This is a genomic window from Chryseobacterium sp. PTM-20240506, assembly GCF_048296755.1.
In the GTDB taxonomy this organism is placed as follows: domain Bacteria; phylum Bacteroidota; class Bacteroidia; order Flavobacteriales; family Weeksellaceae; genus Chryseobacterium; species Chryseobacterium proteolyticum.
Genome location: NZ_CP182581.1, coordinates 409,097 through 435,669 on the forward strand (window position 1 = coordinate 409,097; position 26,573 = coordinate 435,669).

The following is a 26,573-nucleotide window of genomic DNA, read 5'->3' on the forward strand; positions in this document are numbered from 1 at the left end:
TAATTAAGAAAATGTGAACAACATAAAATTATGCGATAAACGAAATTTAGGGTTGAAGGATGAAGATTTAGGTTACTCTATTATGGGTGTTTCACCGTAAAATGAAAAAATGATATTAATAAAGCTTAAAAATAAAATGATTTATAGATTTCCATTATTAGACTTTTTAATTTCAAATTATTGACTAGATCATATTGGACTATATTGTTATGCGATAAAGCTTTACAGTTAATAAAAAATTCACCCTGATGTGATTATTGTTATGCAGAGAATAATATTGGTCTAAAAGCTTTATAATGAATAAACTAACTGCAATATCTCAATTTGTTATATTTAATTTAATTAAACAACCTTATAATTTAATATTATTTTAATGCTGTTTGTATTAATAAAAAACTTACATTAGCATATCACCAAAATGAGACATAAAGAATCAAAAAGTATGAAAAGCCTATGAATAAAGGCTTTATATGTTAAAACTAAATGAACAAAATTAAATTTCTATGAAAAATGTGTCAACACAAAAAAAAATTAAACACCTGTTCAGGGTCTTTGAGACTTTTAATCCTAACCTGAACAAATTTTCATCTACGGATCACATTCACTCTTCCAAAATATCGAATTTAATACGGCATTAATCATCTACCGCTAAATATTCTATAGAATACACTTTATGTGAGGCTATTTTAGAACAACCCAATGATTATAAGATCAGGTGGGTGGGATAGCTTGTTTCTATTTTAAAAAAACAGATCAACATGGAAGATACTTCAAAAAATAATCTTCAGCTGGATAACCAGTTGAACAGGACAGATATTGCCGTTATTGGAATGTCATGCAGATTTCCCGGAGCGGATAATTATCATGATTTTTGGAATAACCTTATCAATGGAACCTTCAGTGTAACGGAGATTCCGGAATCGCGTTGGGATTGGCGGGAATACTATGGTGATCCCGCGTCGGACATACCAAAAACTAATAGCAAATGGGGAGGATTTATCAATGATATGGATAAATTTGATCCTTTATTCTTTAATATATCCCCTAAAGAAGCTAAATATATTGACCCCCAGCACAGAGTCTTTTTAGAGGCAGCGTGGCATGCAGTGGAAGATGCAGGATACAGCACGGAGAGCCTGTCTGGCAAAAAAGTAGGAGTGTATGTTGGGGTTTCCAAAAATGATTACGCAGAAATGCTGCAATCTACGCATCAGGAGATTAGCTCGTTCGTTTCTACTGGTACGGTACATTCTATTTTGGCGAACAGGGTTTCTTTTTTCCTTGATATCAGAGGGAAAAGTGAAGTGGTAGATACCGCTTGTTCCAGTTCTTTGGTGGCATTGCATAATGCTATCAGGGATATTCGTTCAGGAAATTGCGAATCTGCTCTGGTAGGTGGTGTGAATGCATTGATTACACCAACCATGTATTTGTCTCACGGGAAATCAGGGATGCTCTCCTCAGAAGGTAAATGCAAAACCTTTGATGAAAGTTCTGACGGATACGTACGTGGAGAAGGAGTAGGATGTATTTTCATAAAACCATTGTCTGCGGCAATAGCAGATAACGATCGTATTATCGGTGTGATTAAAGGAACAGCAGTGAATCATAATGGCCGTTCCAATTCATTGACTTCCCCAAGCGTACGTGCACAGGCTGAAGTAGTAAATGCTGCTTTGGAAGATGCTGCTTTGGAAGCAGGAAATGTAAGCTATATTGAAGCACACGGTACGGCAACGCCATTGGGTGATCCTATTGAGATCAGTGCTTTGAAAAAAGTCTACAGTCAGTATGGAGCGGATGAAAATATCAATTGCACTTTAGGGGCACTAAAAACCAATATCGGACACCTGGAAAGTGCTGCGGGTATAGCTGGGCTTATCAAAGTTTTGCTATGTATGCAGAATGGAAAAATTCCGGGGATATTGCATCATAAAAAGCTGAATCCATATATCGATTTAAAAGGAAGTCCTTTTGTTATTTCTACTGAAAATACAGAATGGAAGCCTTCTGAAAGCGGAATTCAAAGTGGAGCATTGACAGCCGGGGTAAGTTCTTTTGGAATGGGGGGAGTAAATGCACATGTTATTTTACAGGCGTATGATGGAGAACAAATCAGAAATACGGAGGAAAACGTAAAGAGTTATACCATCCCATTATCTGCAAGAACAGAAAAACAGTTAAAAGCATATGCTGAAAGAATTACAGATTTTATAAGAAAAAATAGGGCAGAATTACGCATACAAGATATTGCCTTTACCCTTCAAAACGGAAGAGATACAATGGCTGCTAAAGCTGTTTTCGTAGTTTCTGACGTAGAAGATCTTATTAAGCAGTTAGAAGAATATATTTCCACAGGAAAAATTAACAAAACCGAGACGGATGCTGAAAATCAACTGGCTGATGGTGTAAGAATTTCTTTACCGGGATATCCTTTTGAAAGAAGAAGATGCTGGATGGATGGAGCTTCTGTTTCAGTGTCCACTTCAAATTCAGCAATTGTTCGGGAAGTGGGATCACCATTGATGCAGTTTTTAAACAAAGATCAGCAACAATGGGAATATGAAGCTCTTTTACAATCAACAAATTATTTTATTCGTGATCATGTAGTGCAAGGCGAATGCATGATGCCGGGGGTTGCTTATCTGGAAATTGCAAGATCGGTAGCAGAACAGGCTTGTGGACGTCCGGTTAATGAATTGAATGATGTATGCTGGATGCATTCGGTAAAAGTATATGAAGAGAATGTTCCTTTACAGATCAAACTTACACCAATAAATACAGGATTTTCATTTGAAATCACAACTACTGACGGGGTTCACGCCAATGGAAATGTCTCACTGAAAAGCAATACAACTTCCGCAGGATCTATTGACTTGCAAAAAATAAAACAACGTTGCTCCACTGTAAAAACAGCAGAAGAAATCTATCATGAATTCGCAAAAGAAGGTTTGGCTTACAAGGAAACTTTCCAAACCATCACAGAAGGCTTTTTTGCCGCTGATGAAGCAATATGCCTATTAAAACCTACTAAAAAAGAAAATCCGGTTTCCTCAAAAGTCTGGGAACCGTCTTTATTGGATGGGGTTTTTCAGACCGTTGTTGGATTATGCATCTGGGGTCATGTAGAAGCCCAACATCAGTTATTACCATTTTATTTAAAAGCGATCCGTTGTTATGGTAATCTGGCAGATGCTCATTATGCTTATGTCAAAAAATCAGATACATACCAGAATGGAAACAGGTTTTCATTTGATCTGTTTTTGTGTGATGAACATGGAAATGTGATCCTTGAATTTAATGAATTTGTGAAAAGAGCTTATAAATCAGGACCTGTGACCATTGAGGAAACGGCTGTACCTGTTATTGAGAGCTTACATTATACGACCGATTGGCTAGAAAGACCATTAGGAATCCACGCAGAAAGACCTGCTTCTGTTATTATTTTTGATACGGACGCTTTATTATATGAAAAGATAAAGGCAGAATTAGGTTATACAAAACCAGTTTTGGTATTACCGGGGGATTCTTATGAGAAAAAAGATCAATACACCTATCAGCTTGATGTTGCAGATACGGCATCTTTTAAAAATCTGCTTAAAGATCTTGAAGAAGACGGAATGGTTACAGATAACTGGATCTACAGATGGGGGATGAGCCGTGGTGAGAAGGTCGCTGAAAATATGCAGGATATTTATGCATTATTGTATCTGTCACAAGCTTTAATTACTGCTGAATATTCAGGACGCATTAAATTACTGTTTGCATACAATTATAATGATACAAAATCTGCTGCGATACAGCAAATGGCAGGTGGATTTGCGAGAACCTTGGCTTATGAGAATCCAAGAATTTCAATTCTAACACTGGGAATCAGTGAGGCAGATATATCTTCTTATAAGGATATCATTGTGCAGGAGATGACGCATTATGTGATGGCTCCTCTCCTGGAAGTAATTTACCGTAACAGTCTAAGACAGGAAAGAACCGTTGTTCCGGTAAAACAACTGGACAATGCATCATCAGAACTGTTGTTAAAAGAAAACGGATGTTATATCATTACTGGTGGCACCGGTGGTTTAGGAATGGTATTCGCGGCTTATTTGGCGGAACACTATAAGGCCAATATTATATTAATAGGCCGAAGCTTAAAGAATGAAGCCATTGAAGAAAAGCTTCAGCAATTAAAACAACTTGGAGGAAATGCATCATACTACAGAGCTAATGTGGCTGATAAAAGAGCACTTTCTGTGACTATTTCCAAAATCAAAAAGAAATTTAAAACGATTAACGGAGTCATTCATGCAGCTGGTCTGATTGAAGACTCTTTTATCATCAATAAAAAAGCAGATTCATTTGAAAGAGTGATCACTCCAAAAGTATATGGAACGATCAATCTGGATGAATGCCTTCAGAATGAAACGCTTGATTTCTTTATCGTATTTTCTTCAATAGCTTCATTGATGCCTAATCAGGGACAATGTGACTATGCTTCTGCTAACAATTTCCTTGATCACATGATGGAAATCAGGAACAGAAGAGAAATAGAAAAAGGAAATCATGGAATCAGCCTGGCTATTAACTGGCCTTTATGGGAAAGCGGAGGAATTAGTGTTTCCGATGAAGAAAGAGAGCATTTATGGCAGGTATTCGGAATGAAACCGATGCTTAATGAAGATGCCTTAAAAGGTTTTGTAAAATTATTAAGCACAGACAATAACTCAACATCAGGTCAGGCGGTATTGATTGAAGGAATTGCAGCTAAAATAGAATCTCACCTAAGTGTCGAGCATGTATTTGATCAAGCCCATAGTGAAAAAAGAGACTCTGAAAAAGGTGATTTCTCTTCAATACTTAGAAATATGATTGCTGATATTTTACCTAAAACTTCAGTAATAAAAGATACAGACAGCTTCAATAAACTAGGTCTTGATTCTTCAGGATTGGTAAAGCTTTCTGCAAAATTGACTGAATATGTGGGAGCAACAATCAATCCTGTTTTATTGATTGAATACAATACCATCAAAAATCTTGCTGCTAATATTGCCAACGAGGTTCCATCTTTTGATCCTGAAAAGATCAAAGAATCTCTGCCAAACGACACTAAAAAGAGTTATATAGCAACTACTTCATTGGTAGATGCTGAACGATCAGACGTAAAGAACTTACTGTTTAGAAAACGATATAGCAATGAAGAATTCTTCATGCAGGATCATGTGGTGGATGGAAAATACAATGTTCCGGGAGCCTGCTACATTGAAATGGGAAGACAGGCTGCCACATTGCTTGGAAAAAGGATTTGCAGTTTATCCAATAATTACTGGCCGGAAGTATTATCATCAGCAGGACCTGCAATCAATGCTTTTATTCAGATGGTACCAAAGGGTTCATTGTATGCTTACGAAATATTTAGTGAAGATACCAATGGTCGAAAAACAGTACATGCAATGGGTGATGTCAACATGGAAACATTCATTGAACCGGGCGAACTGGGAACTTTTGATATTCAGGCAGCTCAAGAAAAATTAAATATAAGTATAAGCAGGGAAACGGTTTATGAACAAATCATCGCTGAAGGATTACACGTAGGACCTTCTTTTATGCCGATGAAGGAACTGTGGACCAACAAAGAAGAAGCTCTAGGACACCTAATCTTGCCTTTACACGTGGCAGAAACATTGTCAGATTATATTTTACATCCGAGTATGCTTACAGGAGTATTCCAGACCGCTATTATTAATAATAAGCCTAATGGCTTGGAAAATTCCAAATACATTCCGGTGGCCATAGATGAGATTGTATTTACAGGTCAGATTCCTGCGGAGTGTTACGTACATACCATAGCTCACGAAGCTAACAAAACCAGAAGCGGCATCAGAAAATTTGATGCTCAGGTGATGGATATTGAAGGAAATATTATTGCTAAACTTAATGGGTTTTCAATCAAAGAAACAACCAATGCATCCAATACTATAACTTCAACTCAATCAGTAGCCCCAAGAGTGAAAGCTGTTGAGAGTGGTGAACTTGCGATAGAGCGTATTGAAAGTCTTTTGAAAGCTTTGTTACACGAAGGAGTTGGTCTGGAAGAAGAGGAAATGGATGCTGAAACATCTTTTGAAGAACTGGGAATTAACTCCAGAATGATCATCGATCTGAATAGATTGTTAGCAAAAACCTTCGGAAACTTATCCAAAACCCTATTTTTTGAATACCGCAATATCAATGAGCTGGCAGGGTATTTTCAGAAAAAACATGTGGGTGTATTAAAAGATCTATTAGGTGAACCGGAAGAAATTGATTCAACACCGGAAAGGGTAGAAGAGATTGCTTCTGTTGAGCATTCAACAGAAAAAAGCACAAACAAAGACATTGCTATTGTTGGAGTGAGTGGAAAATATCCAAAATCGAATACGCTTTCTGATTTCTGGGATTTGATGAAAAAAGGAGACGACTGTATTGAAGAAATTCCGCAGGATCGTTTTGATTATAAGGGACATTTTGATGAAGATAGAGAAAATGGACTGTTATATGCCCGTTGGGGTGGTTTTATCAATGATGTTGATCAATTTGATCCATTATTTTTTAATATCTCACCAAGAGAAGCAGAGAAAATCGATCCTCAGGAAAGGTTATTTTTAGAGGTAGTCTGGTCCACGTTGGAAGATGCCGGAATTACCCGTGAGAAACTCACAGAACAATCTAAGAAAGTAGGTGTTTTCGTAGGTGCATTATGGCAGCCATACGTTAACCTTGGAATAGAAGAAACAGCCAAAGGAAATCCTGTCGCTCCAAGTGGCCTTTTATACAGTATTCCTAACAGAGTTTCTTACTTCTTTAACTGGACAGGGCCAAGTATGGCCATAGACACTGCTTGTTCTGCATCATTAACGGCTTTACATTATGCCTGTGAAAGCATCAGAAGCGGAGAATCGGAAAGCTGTATTGCCGGAGGTGTGAACTTATCATTGTCATTGAGCAAATATTTATTCCTGAGTCAGAATAATTTCTTAGCCAGTGACGGACGTTGCAGAAGCTTTGGTATTGGAGATGGTTATGTACCAGGTGAAGGGATCGGTGCAGTTTTGCTTAAACCTCTGGAAAAAGCAATTGCGGATGGTGACCAGATTTATGGGGTGATCAAAGGAACTACCGTTAATCATAATGGAAGAACCAATGGATATACCGTACCAAGTCCTAATTTACAAGGGGAATTGATTCAGTCTGCTTTGCAAAAGACCGGAATTGATCCACGCACCATATCGTATGTAGAAGCTCATGGAACAGGAACATCTTTAGGAGATCCTATTGAAATGACGGGACTTTGTAAAGCTTTTGATGAATATACAGATGATAAACAATTTTGTGCCATCGGTTCTGTAAAATCAAACATCGGGCATTTGGAAGCCGCAGCGGGTATTGCAGGACTGACAAAAATTCTGTTACAGTTTAAACACCAGCATTTAGTACCATCTATTCATTCTGCAACACTGAATCCGAATATCAGTTTTGAAGATACACCCTTCTATGTTCCTCAAAGTTTAGTGCCATGGAAAAGACCGTTGATCATTAATCAGAACGGACAATCTGAAGAATTGCCATTAAGAGCGATGTTAAGTTCTTTTGGTGCCGGGGGAAGCAATGCTCATCTTATTATCGAAGAATTCAGAATACCAGAACAGACTTCTAAAAATGAATTAGAACAGGATCCTGCGATCATTGTCTTATCAGCTAAAAATGAAGAACGCCTTCAGGAACAGGTGTTTAACTTAAAATATAGTTTAGAAAAAGATAACACCTTATCATTGGCGGATATCGCTTATACTTTACAAACAGGAAGAGAAGCCATGGAAAACCGGGTAGCCTTTGTTGTGAAGGATATTCCATCATTAATAGGTGTACTGGATGACTTTTTAAAAGATACAGATTCTCAAAAAACATATACAACAGGAACCTGTAAAATAGGAACTAAAGGAGAAGAAAAATCTACCGAAGTTCAGAATAGGATCAAGGTCGGGGATTGGACTGGAATTGCTGATCTATGGATACAAGGATTCTTATTCGACTGGAATTTGCTTTACGCTGGAAAACAACCTCGTAAGATCAGTCTGCCTACCTATCCTTTTGCAAGGGAACGCTACTGGCTTCCTAATGCTGAAGGAAAATTGAATCCAACAGGAAAAATTGTTGACAGAACATTACATCCACTGGTACACCAGAATACATCTGACCTGGATCAACAACAGTTCAGCAGCACTTTTAGTGGTGAAGAATCATTCTTAGCGGATCATCAGGTACGCCATAATAAAATCTTACCAGGAGTTGCTTATCTGGAGCTGGCAAGGGCTGCGGGTAAATTCAGTACCCATAAGCAAGTTACCCAACTTAAAGAAGTAAGCTGGATCAATCCTTTCTGGGTTCATCAATCAGAAACACTTCACATAGGATTACACCGCGATCAGGAAGATGTGGTTTATGAAATATACAGTGGCCATGAAGACACCCTGATTACTCATAATAGTGGAAGACTTTCCAATGTTTTAACGGCAGCTCCTGAAAAAATGAATATTCAGCAGCTTAAAAAAGACTGTGTCAATGAAATCACAGGATCAGAATTGTATAACGCCTTTGATTTAAAAGGATTAAACCTGAAGAGCAGTTTTCAGCAGGTAGAGACCTTATATGTGGCAGAAGAATATGCTTTGTCAAAAATAAAATTGGTGAATAACGAAGGTTGCGTATATCCGCCTTGTATTATGGATAGCCTTCTTCATGCCATTTATGGTTTAATGGATTCTTATTCATTGGTACTGCCTTTTTATGCAGGAGAAATTAATTTCTATAAAGGACTTGAAGAAGCCCAGGAGCTTTGGGGTTATGCGGTGAGAAAAAAAGAAGGAGATAACGACAAGGTTGTAACTGCCGATTTTTATTTATTAAATGAAAACGGAGAAGCATTATTATCCTTTAAAGACTTTATCTTCCTGCCTTTGGGAAGCAAGGATTCCGATCATTCAGGAATAAAGACTTCTTCGAATGAAAAAGGAAAAGTAGTGTATTATCAACAGGAATGGAAAGAAGAAGCCTTAAGCTCAGAACAACTTGAAACCGCCAATCAGATAATTCTTATTGCTGGTGGTGCCATAGATTTGTGCGATAAGCTTCAGGAAGAACTGGGACTGGAAGTTATATCCATCAACCAGGAAAAGCCAGTGGCTTTCTTCAATTCCGTATTATCTAAAATAAAAGAAAAAATAAAGGAGAAAGGGCGTACTCAAATTACGATCGTTTGTCAGAACAGTGATTACCCTGAGTATGGTTTTGTATCCGGATTGCTTAAAACAGCACATCTTGAGTATCCTGGAATTACAGGTAAAGTACTTGCCGTGGATCATTTATCCGTTAAGAATTTGGGAGAACTTACTTCAATGATTGAAGCGGAGCAGCATAATAAAGATGTTGAAGTAGCCTATACTAATGGTGTAAGAACCGTGAAAAGATCAGTGTCTGTAAGTTTTGACTCCCAAAATACAGAAGGTATAACCTTTAAAAAAGGAGGAGTTTACCTTTTAACGGGTGGTGCAGGAGGCTTAGGTTTGAAGATCGCAGAGCATATTTGCAGTAAAAATAATATTACACTGGTACTAGCAGGCAGAAGTGTATGGTCTGAAACCATTAAGACTTTAGTGTCTAAAATACCTGGAGCTGTTTATCATCATTGTGATCTGAGCAACTTTGAAGAAACCCAGAAACTGGTACATCTTATTAATCAGGAATATGGTCCTTTAAATGGCGTGATTCACAGTGCAGGTGTCCTTAGAGATAGTTATATCATCAATAAAACATCTTTACAGGTGGATGAGGTTTTTGCAGCTAAAGTAGAGGGGACAAAAAACATTGATGAAGCGACCAAAGATCAGCCATTAGATTTTATGGTATTCTTCTCTTCCATAACAAGCATTAAAGGAAATGCCGGACAGGCGGATTATGCTGCTGCTAATGCTTATTTGAATACGTATGCGACTTACCGAAATACAGAAAGGAATAGTAAAAAAGCAAACGGTAAAACTTTAAGCATCTGCTGGACTTTATGGAAAGATGGCGGAATGCAGGTGAATGAAGAAGACATAAAGCATTTGGAAACACACCTGGGATCACTTTCACTTCCATCCGCAGATGGTATAAGGGCTTTTGATACTTTACTAAAAAATGGGAAAGGAGAAATTCTGGTTACCTATGAAAACACTCATGAAGATGTACAGATTTCTAAAATTAAGGTAGAAGATGCTCCAATAGCCCAAGTAGCTATTGGTCAATCTGAAATTTCAGAAAAAGTTTCAGGTAAAATTATCGAAACAGTAGCAGTGTTGTTAAAATTAAACTCTGCGGCTATTAAAAGAGACAAAGCATTTGGTGATTACGGTTTTGAGTCTGTTTCATTAACCAGATTTGCCCGCCAGTTAAATGCATTTTATGAGCTTAAATTATTACCCACTGTTTTTTATAATTATCCGACGATCAATGATCTGAAAGATTTTTTAATGGAAGAACATTATGCGTCAGTAACTCAAAAACACAGCTCATCTGTAGTTGTAAAATCAGAAGAGGTTCAACCTGCCACGATCATACACAAACGAGTTGCTTTCAATAATGAGGGACGTACCGCATTACCAAAAACAGCTGTGAATGTCATCAGTAACAATACTGATACAATACAAAAAGCAGTTGCTATTATTGGGATCAGTGGACGTTTCCCTGGGTCAGATGATTTAGATGCTTTCTGGAAAAATATCAGTCACAATAAAGATCTGATCACTGAAATTACCCCAGACCGATGGGATTGGAAAGCGTATTACGGAGATCCGTTAAAAGAAAAAAATAAGACCAAAGCTAAATGGGGCGGACTGATCTCCGACATTGATAAATTTGATCCTTTATTCTTTAACATCTCTCCGCGTGAAGCAGAACTGATGGATCCACAACAAAGAATCACTCTGGAGGCCGTATATCATGCTCTTGAAGATGCAGCAATTGCACCGGATAAGATCAAAGGAAGTGACACCAGTATTTTTATTGGAGTTTCCACATCCGACTATTCTATGTTAGTGAATAATCAGTCTGATTTAACCGGACAGGGACATTATGCAACCGGATCAGTACATTCTATCCTGGTCAACAGAATATCTTATTTATTAGATATTCGTGGGGCAAGCGAGCCTGTGGATACCGCTTGTTCTAGTTCACTGATTGCCATTCACCGTGCCGTAGCACACATCAGAAACGGAGATAGCAAAATGGCAATTGCCGGAGGGGTAAATGCACTTCTTTCTCCGGAATTGACTCTTTCATTCAGTGAATCTGGAATGCTAAGCGTAGATGGACGTTGTAAAACATTTGACGAAAGTGCTAATGGTTATGTACGTGGTGAAGGAGTAGGAGTGGTGATCTTAAAATCATTGGAACAGGCAGAAGCAGACGGAGATCATATTTACGGAATTATCCGTGGAAGCGCAGAAAACCATGGTGGAAAAGCCAATACATTAACTTCTCCAAACCCGAATGCTCAAAAAGAACTGTTGGTTAAAGCGTATAGCAGAGCAGGAGTTCATCCGGCAGATGTAAGCTATATAGAGGCTCATGGAACAGGAACTTCGCTGGGAGATCCCATTGAAATAGAAGGATTGAAATTGGCTTTTAATACTTTATATAAACAGAGAAATCAAACTTCGGCAGAAGCTGCCTATTGCAGTATTGGAAGTGTCAAAACAAATATTGGCCACCTGGAAGCTGCTGCAGGAATTGCAGGGGTAATGAAGGTCATCCTGGCGATGAAACATAAAACACTGCCTGGAAATCCTCATTTGATTCAGACCAACCCATATTTAAATCTGGATGGAAGTCCGTTCAGGTTGCAACAAAATACAACCGACTGGAATGTTGCTGACAACAAACCAAGAATCGCTGGAATCAGCAGTTTTGGTTTTGGTGGAGCCAATGCCCATTTAATTATAGAAGAATATATTCCTGCTACCAGAAAAGAAATTGTGGAAGGACAGCCTGCTGTTATTCTACTGTCTGCAAAAAATGCAGACCGGTTAAAAGCTAAAGCATTGCAGTTGAAAATGTTCTTGCAAGCTCATCCGGATACTGATTTACACGAACTGGCTTATACGTTACAATCAGGACGTGAAGCGATGGAAGAGCGTCTTGCATGGATTGCAGAAAGCCAGGAAGATCTATTGACTCAGTTGGAGAACTACACCAATGGCAATAGCTTTGGATTCTATCAAGGAAATATCAATCAGGAGCAAATCGGCTTCCTTCTCGAGGGAACTGCAGGAAAAGCCTATGTGGAAACAGCTTTTAAAAATAATGAGATCAAAAGCCTTGCTCAGCTGTGGGTAAAAGGAATTGATGTTGATTGGAAACTATTATACACAGATATGTTACCAAAACGCATCAGTCTCCCTGTTTATCCATTTGCAAGACAACGGTACTGGATCCCTGATTCTCCTAAAAGAATAGTGCATGCACCAATCACAGAAAATCATCTGCATCCCTTGTTACATACCGATGAATCTAATGGTAAGCAAAAACAATACGCGGCAGTATATGATGGAACTGAATCTTTCCTTTATGATCACATCGTAAATGATGAGAAAATACTTCCGGGAGTAGCCTATCTGGAAATAGCGAGAGCAGCAGGGGCTTTGAGCTCCCAAAAGCAAGTGGTAAAATTAAAAAATGTGAGTTGGCTGAACCCGCTAAAACTTGAAAATGGAATGGTCTCTATTGCCGTTACATTGGATCCAGAACCAACAGGTCTTAATTACAAAATTTATAATCAGAAAAATAGCCAGCTTCTTTATGGAAACGGTTTGATCATTACCGGTGAGGGAGAACCTCTCGGAAGATATGATCTGGAAATGATGAAAGCGGCCTGCTCAAAGGTTATTCCTGGAGCAGAAGTTTATCACAATTTCAAAGAAAACGGATTGAACCTTGGAAAGAGCTTCAGAGGAGTTGCCCAAATTAACGTAGGGGAGAATATCGCTTTATCAGAGATCCGTCTTGAAGAACTGGAAGGTTGCATGTATACACCGGGTATTATGGACAGTCTCTTGCATACTATTTACGGATTGGTTATTTCAGGAGGAGAAGCCTATTCATTGGAGTTACCCTATTTTGTAAAAGAAGTATATTTTTATGAGCCTATAACAGATGCTTCAGTATTGTGGGGCTATGCCAGAAAAAGTGAAAATTACAAAGACGGCGATCAGGTCGTTGCATACGATCTGGATCTCCTGAATAATGAAGGAGATGTATTGTTAAGCTTCAAAGATTTTGTGGCACTTCCCTTGGATGGTCTTGAAACTACGGTACAGGAAGATACTCCTGACGAAACTGTTGAAAAATCGGTTGACGAACAAATAACAGCACCAGTTGAAGCAAGTTTGCTAAAGAAAAAAGCGACCGATAAGATCATCAGTATTGTTGCTGAATTAGTAAGAATGGAGCCTGCCGAAATTGAAAATGATAAAAAATTCGGAGATTATGGGTTTGATTCCATTTTATTAACCCGTTTCAACAATGAGCTCAACGGTTATTATGATCTGGATCTGATGCCAACGGTCTTTTATAATTATGCAACCATCAATAAACTGGCTGCATTTATGACAGAAGAATATACGGAGGCACTCACTGCATTGCACGGAGAATCTCCTGCTGCTCCAATAGCTAATCCGGTTGAAAAAATCACAATAAAAAAGAGCGCTTTTTCAACAACCTTTGCAACACCTGTAAAGCAATCAGTAAAACAGTTCACTCCTTACAAACCAAAACCACAATCCGTCAATGAACCTATTGCTATTATTGGGATGAGTGGACGCTTTCCGGGATCACCGGATCTGGATACTTTCTGGAAAAATATCAGCGAAAATAAAGACCTGATCACAGAAGTTCCCGCAGACCGATGGGATTGGAAAAAATATGACGGAGATCCTTTAACGGAAAAGAATAAAACCCGATCCAAGTGGGGAGGTTTCCTTACCGATATCGATAAGTTTGATCCTGCATTTTTCAGTATTTCTCCCATGGAGGCTGAGCTAATGGATCCTCAACAACGTATTCTCATGGAGTCCGTATACCAGGCGCTGGAAGACGGTGGAATTGCAACAGAAAGCATTAAGGGGACCAATACCGGAATATTTATAGGAGTTTCTGCCTCTGACTATTTGATACGCCTTCGCCATGAAACCGATTTAGCGGGACAAATGCATACCACTACAGGCTCCGTACATTCCATGATGGTGAACAGGATTTCCTATTTACTGGATATCAATGGACCAAGTGAACCGGTAGATACGGCCTGTTCAAGTTCATTAATTGCCATCCACAGGGCGGTTGAAAATATCAGAAACGGTATGTGTAATATGGCCATTGCAGGAGGAGTGAATGCACTACTTTCTCCAGAGTTGACTCTTTCTTTCAGCCAATCAGGAATGTTGAGCAAAGACGGAAGATGTAAAACGTTTGACCAGAGTGCCAATGGATACGTAAGAGGAGAAGGAGTAGGAATTATTGTCCTTAAATCATTGAAACAGGCCATTGCAGATGGTGATCCTATTCATGCGTTGATCAGAAGTACCGCAGAAAACCATGGGGGAAGAGCGAACACCTTAACTTCACCTAATCCGATTGCACAAAGAGATCTTTTGCTTCATGCCTATCGCAGTGCCGGAATTGATCCGCGTGATGTGAGTTATATTGAAGCTCACGGAACCGGAACACCTCTTGGAGATCCGATAGAAGCAGAAGGACTGAAGCTTGCATTTAAAGATTTATATAAAGATAAAGGACTTCAACAGCCTACAGAACCGCATTGCAGTATCGGAAGTGTAAAAACCAATATCGGACACCTGGAATCTGCAGCAGGTATTGCAAGTACTATTAAAGTACTACTGTGTATGAAACACAATACATTGCCAGGAAATCCACACTTAAAAAATCCTAATGAATACCTGAAATTAAACGGAAGTATCTTCCAGTTGCGAACAGAGACAGGTCCCTGGATCAGATCCGATAACCGTCCTAAAATTGCGGGAATCAGCAGTTTCGGATTCGGAGGCGCCAATTCACATATTATCATTGAAGAATACCGACCTGATCAGACAACTCCTTATCAGGAAGACGGCCAGTCCATTATTATACTTTCTGCAAAAACTAAAGACAATCTGAAACAGCAGGTGAGTAACCTTTTAGATTTTGTTCAAAAAAATCCTGAAGCGAATCTTTTTGATATCGCCTATACCCTGCAAACGGGCAGGGATGAGATGGAAGAAAGACTGGCCTTGGTCGTAACCAATAAAATCGAATTGATGAGCAGACTGACAGATTATCTTTCAGGAAATTCAGAACATGGATTTACGGGAAATATAAAACAGGATAAAACGGGTTCCGGAAATGCCTATATCAGTATTGCCATTGACAATAAAGACCTCAATTCATTGGCAGGCTTATGGGTTAAAGGAGCATCTGTAGATTGGAACCTGCTATATATCAACGGACGTCCTTCGAAAATCAATTTACCTGTTTATCCGTTTACCAAAAACAGATACTGGATCCCTGTCAGTTCATTCCTGCTAAAAACAATGGCAAATACCAGAATTCATCCATTACTGCATATGAATGAATCGGATTTAAATGAACAAAAGTATACCAGTATTTTTACAGGTGAGGAAGTTTTCCTGAGCGATCATAAAGTAAGAAACGAAAAGATATTGCCGGGAGTTGCTTATCTCGAACTGGCAAGAATTGCCGGAACATTGAGTACAGGCCAAAAGGTAACACAACTTAGAAATATCAGTTGGGTCAATCCGATTTCCATCGTGGATGACTATGCAAAGATTTCAACCGCGATTTATAGGGATGGTGATCAGCTTTGTTATGAGGTCTATAACGATAAAGAAGTGGTACATGGTAATGGTCAGATATCCACCGATAAGCTTATCCAGCCGGAAAAAATGGACATCAATGCTTTGAAGGCTAAAGCCGATAAGGTATTGGATGGGAAAGGAATGTACAATGAATTTTTGGCTGCAGGACTTGATCTCGGTGCTGCCTACCAGGGAGTTCAAAAGATGTATGCAGATGACCATGGTTGTTTAGCTAAAATTAATCTGACAAGCCTTGAAGGCTTTATGTATACTCCTGGAATCCTTGACAGTATGCTCCATACCATTTATGGTTTCCAGCAACTCGCTGACGAAACGTATTCATTGGCACTTCCTTATTTTATGGGAGAGATGAGCTGCTACCAGACATTAGAAGGACAATCATTGTGGGCATATGCACGAAAAAATGAGCAAACCAAATCAGAAGATAAGCTGGCAGCATACGATATTGATCTGATCAATGATCATGGTGTCGTTTTAGTAAGTTTCAGAAACTTTGTAGCCCTTCCGTTAGATGGTTTTAAACCCACAAAGTCTGTTAAAAAAGATATTGATACATTTATCTATCAGCCGGTTTGGGAAGAAATGGTTGCAAAAGACTCCTCCAAAGTACGTGAAACTGAGAAACAGTTCATTTGGCTTGCAGGAGGTACAGATTCATTGGCAGAAACATTAAAAGAAAGATTGGGAATCCCGGTACAGACCATTGCAATCGATCAGCCAATCGAATATTTTACTACAATACTTGAACAGCTTAAAAGTTACTTGAAGAAAAATACTTCAATGCATATCACAGTGGTTTACCCAAATCATCAGTATCCACAGGCAGGGTTTATTACCGGTTTGTTAAAAACGGCAGTTCAGGAAAATCCTGGAGTTACCGGACAGACCATCGGTGTAGACAGCTTCGATCCTGATTTTCTGGCAGAATTACTGAAAAATGAAGTAAGTAAAAATGCTGAAATCCGTTATGATCAGGGTATTTTCAAAACAAAACAGTTCAGACCGGTAGTAAAAGATATTCTAGCGGTAGATCAAATGGCGATCCGTGAAAATGGAGTATACCTCATTACAGGTGGTGCCGGTGGTCTCGGACAGATTTTCGCGAAGCATATAAGCAAAACTAAAAATGTGAAAATTATCCTGACAGGTAGAAGAACGGCAGATCAGGAAATAGAAAAACTACTGTCTGAAATTCCGGGAACAGTATATTATTCATGCGATATTACAGATTATCAGGACACAGAGCGATTGCTTACAACCATCAAAGAAACCTATCAGGGATTGAATGGAATTATCCATAGTGCCGGAACGTTGAAAGATAGTTTTATTCTGAATAAAACCCAGGAACACTTGGAACAGGTGCTTCATCCTAAAATTACAGGAACGAAGGTATTAGATGAAGTAACAAAAGACGAACCTCTTGATTTTATGATGTTCTTTTCATCCGTTGCAGCGGTGACAGGGAATGCAGGACAATCAGATTATGCGTCGGCCAACACCTATCTGGATCATTATGTGGAATACCGAAATGAAGCGGCTGCCAAAGGACAGAGATCAGGAAAAACAATCAGTCTGAACTGGCCATTATGGAAGTCCGGTGGAATGCAGGTAAGTGCAGCAGGAGAAAAATACCTTGAAAGTCAGTTTGGTATGATTCCAATGGCAACACAAACAGGTCTTGAGATGTTCGATCTTATTCTGAAAGCTCAATCAGGACAATATGCGGTGTATTTTGGTAAAGAAGAAGGAATTTCCAAAACGACAGGTAATGCAGTTGCAAATACCACTCAAAAAAATGTTTCAGTACCTAAAAGTACAAATGAAAACGTAGGTGGTTCAAAAACGGCGAAAGATAAGATCGTTAGAGAAGTGAGTGAAATTGTAGCAAAACTGCTTAAAATGGAGGTTTCGACGGTTGACCAGGAAACAGAATTTGGTGAATATGGTTTTGATTCCCTTTTAATGACCCAGTTTACCAGTTCATTGAATAATTTCTATGATCTTAAATTAATGCCTACGGTATTTTATAACTATCCGGCTATTGGAGTATTTTCAGAATTCCTGATCAAAGAATATCCAAACCTTGCAATAGAAAGTAAAAATGATTCAAGGGCTGTTACTCCAGCTCAGGATTCAACTCGATTTGATCAATTTTCCGGGCGTAAAAACAGAAAACATTCTTCACAATACAACAGCTCACCGGTAAAGGCAGCTCAAAAGCCAGCTGAAGAGGGAATTGCTATTATAGGGATCAGCGGACGTTTTCCGGGATCACCTGACATCAATACTTTCTGGGAGAGAATTAAAAATAATGAAGACCTGATCACAGAAATCCCTGAAGATCGATGGAGCTGGCAGGAATATTACGGAGATCCTCAAAAAGAAAGCCGCAAAACCAAAGCAAAATGGGGTGGATTTATCAGCGATATCGACAAATTTGATCCTTTATTTTTCAATATTTCGCCTAAAGAAGCTGCTTTAATGGATCCTCAGCAAAGAATTACCCTTGAAGCTGTATACCACGCTTTGGAAGATGCAGGAATAGCCACTTCCGCATTAAGAGGAACCAATACCGGAACCTTTATCGGAGTATCTGCGGTAGATTATTCCATGTTATTGAATAACGGAACCGATCTTACAAGTCTGGCACAGTTTTCCACAGGTGCCGCTCATTCGATATTGGTAAACAGAATTTCTTATCTATTGGATATTCATGGACCAAGTGAGCCGGTGGATACTGCGTGTTCAAGTGCATTAATTGCCATTCATCGAGGCGTAGAACACATCAGAAACGGACATTGCGATATGGCCATTGCAGGTGGAGTCAACGCCATACTGTCTCCGGAACTGACGCTTTCCTTCAGCAGTGCAGGGATGTTGAGCGAAGATGGAAGATGTAAAACTTTTGATCAGCGTGCCAATGGTTATGTCCGTGGAGAAGGAGTGGGAATTGTGATCCTCAAGTCTTTAAGCAAGGCTGTAGCTGATGGTGATCATATCTACGGAGTGATCCGTGGAACGGCTGAAAACCATGGTGGAAGAGCTAATACGTTAACCTCTCCGAATCCCAATGCACAAAGAGATCTATTGGTAAAAGCATACCGAAATTCAGATATAGATCCACGTGATATCAGCTACATAGAAGCACATGGGACAGGAACAGCGCTGGGTGATCCTATAGAAATTGAAGGGCTTAAGCTTACATTCAATACATTATATGAGGATAAAGGACTACAGCAAACACAAAAAGCCTATTGCAGCATTGGTAGTGTAAAAACAAATGCCGGACATCTTGAGTCTGCAGCCGGAATGGCCGGATTAGCAAAAGTATTGATGGCCATGAAGCATAAAGTTTTACCTGGTAATCCGCACTTGCAAAATCCAAATGCCTATTTACAAATGGAAAATACCCCATTCCGTTTACAGAAAGAAACTACAGAATGGACCAGCGAAGGAAATAAGCCACGAATTGCCGGGATCAGCAGTTTCGGATTTGGAGGAGCCAATGCACACATCATTATTGAAGAATATCAGTCATCAAAATTGACTCATAAAATAGATGGCAGTGCTATTATTCCATTATCGGCAAAGACAAAGGGGCAACTTCAACAACAGATTATCAATCTTAAGAACTATCTGGAGCTGAATCCTCAGCTTGATATACATAATGTCGCTTATACTTTGCAAAATGGGCGTGAAAAGATGAAGGAAAAAGCGGTATTTATAGCAGCTAATACCAAAGATCTTATCAACCTTCTTTCTGAAAAAAGAGATCTGAATGTTCCTGTTTGCAAACCGGAAGAAAATAATAGAGCTTTAATTTCAACGGCAGAAAACTGGTTAAGCGGAGTATTAAAAGATTGGTCTGCTTGTTATCTGGGTCAGAAACCAGCTAAAATAAGTTTACCAGTGTATCCGTTTGCACGTAATCGTTATTGGATTCCGGAAGGAAAAAAGACATTAGCCGTTTCTGCAAAAGAGCCAGATCAGGAACTATTTGAATATTCTTCAGAAAACATAACAATAGAAGAAAGAGCTGAACCTGCTGATGTAAAGACTAAAACAGCTCAGGATAACAGTTGGCTGATGGAAAAATTAATTCAGATCGCAGCAGCAACGATTGTGTTGCCTGAAGAAGATTTTGATACGACCACTCAGTTTAAAGACTATGGTTTTGATTCCATTATGGGTGTTGAATTGGTAAACAATATCAATTCCGAGCTGAATATCACCATCAAGGCAACTGATTTATACAGTTATCCTAACATTAATTTAATGACGGATTATGTGTTAAAGAATTTCTCTGAAGAATTGCAGGCTCCTGTTGAGGTTCATCACTATGCTGTTGCAGATAAAACCATATTAACCGAAAAGAAAAGTCAGGCTGCTGAAAATAAAGTTTCAAAGCATTCTTATTCCACCGCTGAAATTGCGATTATAGGAATCAGTGGACAATTCGGAACGGCCAATGATCTGAATGAATACTGGAAAGTATTGGCTGAAGGGCAGTGTCTTGTCAAAGAGATAAAGGATGAGAAATGGAGGAGAGATGATAACAATGTGGAAGGACAGAAAAGATGGGCAAGCTGTTTGGAAAATCCGGACTATTTTGATCCTTTATTCTTTAAACTTTCAGGGTCTGAAGCAGAAATGATGGATCCTATGCAGCGGTTATTCCTTGAACATAGCTGGAAAGCTATTGAAGATGCAGGAATTGACCCAGACTCTCTTTCATCTCTGAAATGCGGTGTATATGCAGGAGCAGGACACAGTGATTATATTGCTGGAACTGAAGGAACATTACCTTCGGCGCTTTGGGGAAATTCAAGTGCGATATTGGCCTCAAGAATTTCTTATTTCCTTAATTTAAAAGGACCTGCAATAGCCGTCAATACAGCTTGTTCAAGCTCTTTGGTTGCAATGGATCTTGGATTTAACAGTCTTCAAAGAGGCGATACAGATCTTGTTTTGGCGGGTGGTATCAATATTATCAATTCTGCCCATTCACATGATATGGCGGTAAGAGCGGGTATGCTGTCTGCAGATGGACGATGCTACACCTTTGATAGTAGAGCTAATGGCTTTGTGATGGGAGAAGGTGTTGGTGTTGTTGTTTTGAAAAGGCTGGCAGATGCAGAACGGGATAACGACCGTATTTATGGAGTGATCAAAGGAAGTCTGACCAACCAGGACGGAACAACCAATGGTATTACCGCTCCAAGTGTAGTATCTCAGGAAGAACTGGAGAAAGAAGTATATGACAGGTTTAATATCAATCCTGAAACCATCACCTACGTGGAAGCTCACGGAACAGGTACGGGATTAGGAGATCCTATAGAATTTGAAGCTTTAAATGCATCATTCAGAGCGTACACCAATCAACAGAATTTCTGCAGTCTGGGAAGTGTGAAAACAAATATAGGTCATGCTTTAGAAGCTGCCGGAGTGGCTAGTGTTTTAAAAGTACTTCTGGCAATGAAACATAAACAATTGCCGCCTAGCATTAATTATGAGAAGCCTAATGCGTTAATCAATTTTAAAGAGAGTCCATTTAAAATACAGGATACACTAACCGATTGGAATACACCGGCTAATACAAAAAGAAGAGCGGCCATCAGCAGCTTTGGTTTTAGTGGAACCAATGCGCACATGGTTATTGAAGAATACATCCCTCAGGAAAAGAAAGAGATTAAGCATAGCGGAGATGTATTGATTGTATTGTCAGCTAAAAGCAGAGAACAATTGATTGTACAGGCTGAACAGCTTGTTAAACATATTAAAAATGAACCGTTGATCAGCTTATATGATATTGCTTACACCTTGCAGGTCGGAAGATCAGCAATGGAAGAAAGATTGGCTATTCCAGCAAAAACAATTGAGGATCTGGTTGATCGACTTACTGATTTTACAATCGGAAAAGAAGGGCATTATTTTACTGGAAATATCAGACATTATAAAAAAGAAGTCAGCCGATCTTCCGAAGCATCTGCGATTCAAAATGCTTTAGCCAATAAATTCTGGACAGCTGTAGGAGAATATTGGGTAAAAGGATTTCCTGTAAAATGGAATGTATTATATCAGGAAACGAAGTGTAATAAAGTGAGTCTACCTCATTATCCTTTTGCAAGAGAAAGATATTGGCTGAAATCTGAACAGAAAATAGTTACAAGTTCTGCTATTGCACATCCATTATTGCATCAGAATAATTCCAGTCTAAAGAATTGTTTGTTTAGCAGTCTGCTGAATGGAAGTGAATCTTTTTTAAGAGATCATAAGGTCTTTGGAGAACAGGTTCTGCCTGGAGTCGCTTATCTTGAAATGGCCCGTGTAGCAGGTGAGATGGGTGCTGAGGTTTCAATAGCTCAATTAAGAGAAGTGAACTGGTTACAACCTGTAAAGGTTAATACTGAACCAGTACAACTTCATATTAATATTGAAACTTTGAATAATGAATGGACTTATAAAATCTATTCAGGTCCGGATGAGAAACAGTTGCATGGACAAGGAATAATGGGATCGGTTTCCAACGTAGTTCCTCAGATCAAAAACATCAATAAGTTACGAAATAGCTTTATTTCAAAAATGGATAAAGCAGCCTATTATGAATTGTTCAGATCTATTGGATTGGACTATGGAACAACCTTCCAGGGAGTTCAGGAGGTTTGGTATAATGAGGAGTCTGCATTATCAAGAATTGAGCTAACTCCAGAAGCTGGATTTACTTTATCCCCTGGAATGATGGATGGCGCATTACAAACCTGCATGGCGATCAGTCTTTCTGATCAAAGCCAGCAATTGATGTTGCCATTCAGTGTAAGGGAGATCAATATCTATAAGCCTTTATCACAAGAAATCTGGTGTTATGTGAGAAAAAACAGTTCAGGTAAACAATCCAGCAGTTATGAGATTGAAATGCTGAATCAGCAGGGTGAGGTTCTGATCAGTTTCACTGAGTTAGTGGTTTTAACATTAGAAAACAACAACAGTACATCTTCGGTGGCTCATGAGAATAAACGTCAGAATAAGGAAACTTCAGAGAGTGGTATTGGATTGTACCTGTATGCTAATGAATGGCAGAAAGCAGGTGTAGAGGAATTTAATTCAAAAAGAACAAACACATCAGTTGCTCCTTTGGTATTTTTGGCGGGTGGTTCTGCAGTATTAGCAGAAAAGCTGGAAGAGAGCCTGGAATGTGAAGTAAAGATGATTCATGAAAATGCTCCGGAAGAAACTTTCATTCAGATTCTTGAAGAAATACAGCAAAGAAAACCTGTAGGGCAAATGATTCAATTGGTATATCCTGCCGGAGAAGAAATGGATTATAGTTTTCTTTCAGGATTATTGAAAACAGCAGTACAGGAAAGCTTAGTGTCCGCAGGAAAACTAATTGAAGTAGACAATCTGTCGATTAACGGATTGAATGAATTAGTGAGGATTTTACAAATTGAACAGGAAAATACCGATGCTGAAGTTCGATATCACCTTGGAAGAAGAGAAGTAAAAAAACTGAAAGTTTTAAACATAAACGACAATCAAGAGGTAAAAACAGCCGCTAAAGAAAATGGTGTTTATCTGATCACTGGAGGTGCAGGCGGATTGGGATTATTATTTGCAGATTACTTCAATCAGACTGCAGGCACAAAAGTAATATTGGTCGGCAGAAGTGAGCTTAATGCTTCACAAAAAAGTAGATTAAGAAAATTGTCCAGCACCGCTTACGAACAATGCGATATTACTGATCTTGGAAGCGTAACGGCTTTAATGAAAAAAATCAAAAATGAATATGGCCGTATTGATGGTATTATTCATAGTGCTGGGGTAACCAGAGATAGCCTGATGATTCACAAGACAGCAGCTGAGGTTAGGGATGTTTTCTCTGCTAAAGTAAAAGGAGCTAAAAACATTGATCTGGCAACCAAAAATGAAAATCTTGATTTCACGGTTTATTTTTCATCATTAGCGGGAATATTCGGGAATACAGGACAGTCGGATTACGCATCAGCTAATTTGTGGCTGGATCATTTTGCTTCACATCGCGAAATGGAACGGCTTCGTGGAAAAAGAACAGGAAAGACAGTAAGCATCAACTGGCCATTATGGAAAGAGGGCGGAATGCAGATCAGCACAGAACACGAGAAATATATGGCGCATCATTTTGGTTTATGGCCAATGCTGACTGCTGATGGACTTCGTGCTTTTGACACTTTATTGAACAGCAATTTCAATCAGGGAATTGTCATCTATGGAGATCCTGAAAAACTGGGAATAGAAAAAGGAAGTTCACTACTTCAAAAAGAAGTGGCAAAAGAAACTCCGGTTTCCCAGGCTGATGACCATTTATATGAAGCATCTATAGAATATATTGGGACATTGATAGCCGGAACCTTAAAGATCCCTGTGGCTAAATTACAGCAGGATATTCCTTTTGAAGAATTTGGTATCGATTCTACGATAGTCGTAAGATTGACGAACCTATTGGAAGAAAAACTCGGTAAGGTTTCAAGAACCGTATTTTTTGAATGTCAGACCTTGGGTGAATTGGTTTCTCATTTCCTGAAAACCCATCGCAATGAACTTATGAAACTAACAGGATCAGCAACAACCGTTGATCATAAGAAAGTAGCCTTTACAGATCAGGTAAAAAATATACAATCTACAGCATCTGATAAGGCAGTAGATCAACGAACAGAAACTCCTGAAAAAGAACTTCCTGAATCATTAATACTATCTGAAGAGATTGCCATTATCGGATTGAGTGGAAAATATCCTGATGCTAAGAATCTGGATGAGTTTTGGGAGAATCTTAAATCAGGAAAAGACAGCATCAGAGAAATCCCTGAAGACCGTTGGAAGATCAGCGATTTTTATGATCCTGTAAAAGGTAAAGAAGGCAAAACCTATAGCAAGTGGGGTGGATTTATGAAAGATATTGATCTTTTTGACCCTTTATTCTTTAATATTTCTCCAAGGGAAGCAGAAATCATGGATCCTCAGGAAAGACTTTTCTTACAAACGGTATGGGAAACCATGGAAGATGCGGGATATACAAAAGCCAAACTTCAGGGGAAAGTAAATGAAACAAGCGGTATGTCAGGACAGGTTGGAGTATATGTAGGAGTAATGTACGAAGAATATCAGTTATTCGGAGCAGAAGAAACAGCAAAAGGAAATCCGACAGCTTTACTGGGCAACCCAAGCGGTATTGCCAACCGGGTATCTTACTTTTTCAATTTCCACGGACCTAGTATGGCGGTAGATACGATGTGTTCTTCTTCTTTAACGGCAATCCATATGGCTTGTAAAGATTTACAGTCAGGAGAAATAGAAATGGCTGTTGCAGGAGGAGTCAATCTAAGTTTGCACCAAAACAAATTTTTAATTTTAAGTGAAGGTGGATTCGCCTCCAGCAAAGGCCGATGCGAGAGTTTCGGAGAAGGTGGAGAAGGCTATGTACCGGGTGAAGGAGTTGGAGCTGTGTTACTAAAACCTTTAAGCCGTGCTGTTGCTGACGGTGATCGTATTTACGGAGTGATTAAAGGAACAGCTGTCAACCATGGCGGCAAAACCAATGGTTACACCGTCCCGAATCCAAAAGCTCAGACTGCGGTCATTAAAGCGGCCATGAAAAAAGCAGGAATTCAGCCGGAAGATTTCAGCTATATAGAAGCACACGGAACAGGAACAAGTTTAGGAGATCCTATAGAATTGACCGGATTAAAGAATGCATTCGAATCTGATGCTAAACAATTTTGCAGCGTAGGTTCCGTAAAATCGAACATTGGGCATTGTGAATCAGCAGCAGGAATATCAGGATTAACAAAGGTGTTGCTTCAAATGAAACATCGTCAATTGGTTCCTTCTCTGCATTCTGAAGTACTCAACCCGAACATCGATTTTGAAAACAGTCCATTTAGAGTACAACAGTCTCTGGAAGAATGGTCAACACAAGATAATAAGGCACGGATCGCTGGAATCAGTAGTTTCGGTGCAGGAGGAAGTAATGCCCATATCATTATTCAGGAATATGTTAGCCCGCAGCCTGAGAATCGAAACGTTTCCGGACCAGCAATTATTGTATTGTCAGCTAAAAATGGAAACAGACTCCGGGAGAAGGTTTCAGATCTGAAGAATTTTGTTGAAAAAAATGCAGAAATCAATCTTCATGATCTTGCTTATACCTTACAGACAGGACGAGACGCATTGGAAGAGCGTTTGGCATTTTTAGCCGAAAGCAAAGCTGATCTGCTCTTACAACTGAATAATTATCTCAACCACCATCTTGAAGAATTGCTTACCGGAAATGTCCGTAAAGATGATTCAGGGTTCATGCTGGAAGGAAAAGCTGGAAAAGCTTATCTGGAAAGTGCTCTCCAGGAAAGGGAAAGCGAGTCTCTGATCAAATTATGGATCAAAGGAGCGGTTATCGATTGGGACGTGTTATATCAGGATGATAAACCATCCATCATCGGTTTGCCATCTTATCCTTTTGCAAGGGAAAGCTACTGGTTTGCCAAAAAGGAGGAAGATCCTGTAAAACATACGATTCAGGTACAGCCTATAAAACAAGTTCGGGATGAACAAAAACTACATCCTCTTTTACACGCTTATAAAAATTAA

Annotated in this window: 1 protein-coding gene; it reads left to right on the forward strand. The window is 39.1% G+C overall.

Annotated features, from left to right (window positions below; all coding sequences use genetic code 11):
* The first annotated feature begins 758 nt into the window (after nt 1-758).
* Nucleotides 759-26,573, forward strand: coding sequence for an SDR family NAD(P)-dependent oxidoreductase (locus ACNFU2_RS01765; protein ID WP_418123451.1), 25,815 nt, complete (start codon nt 759-761; stop codon nt 26,571-26,573).

Excerpts from the sequence above, each read along its gene's own strand:
- ACNFU2_RS01765 (WP_418123451.1), top strand. The coding sequence starts at position 759 with ATGGAAGATACTTCAAAAAATAATCTTCAGCTGGATAACCAGTTGAAC.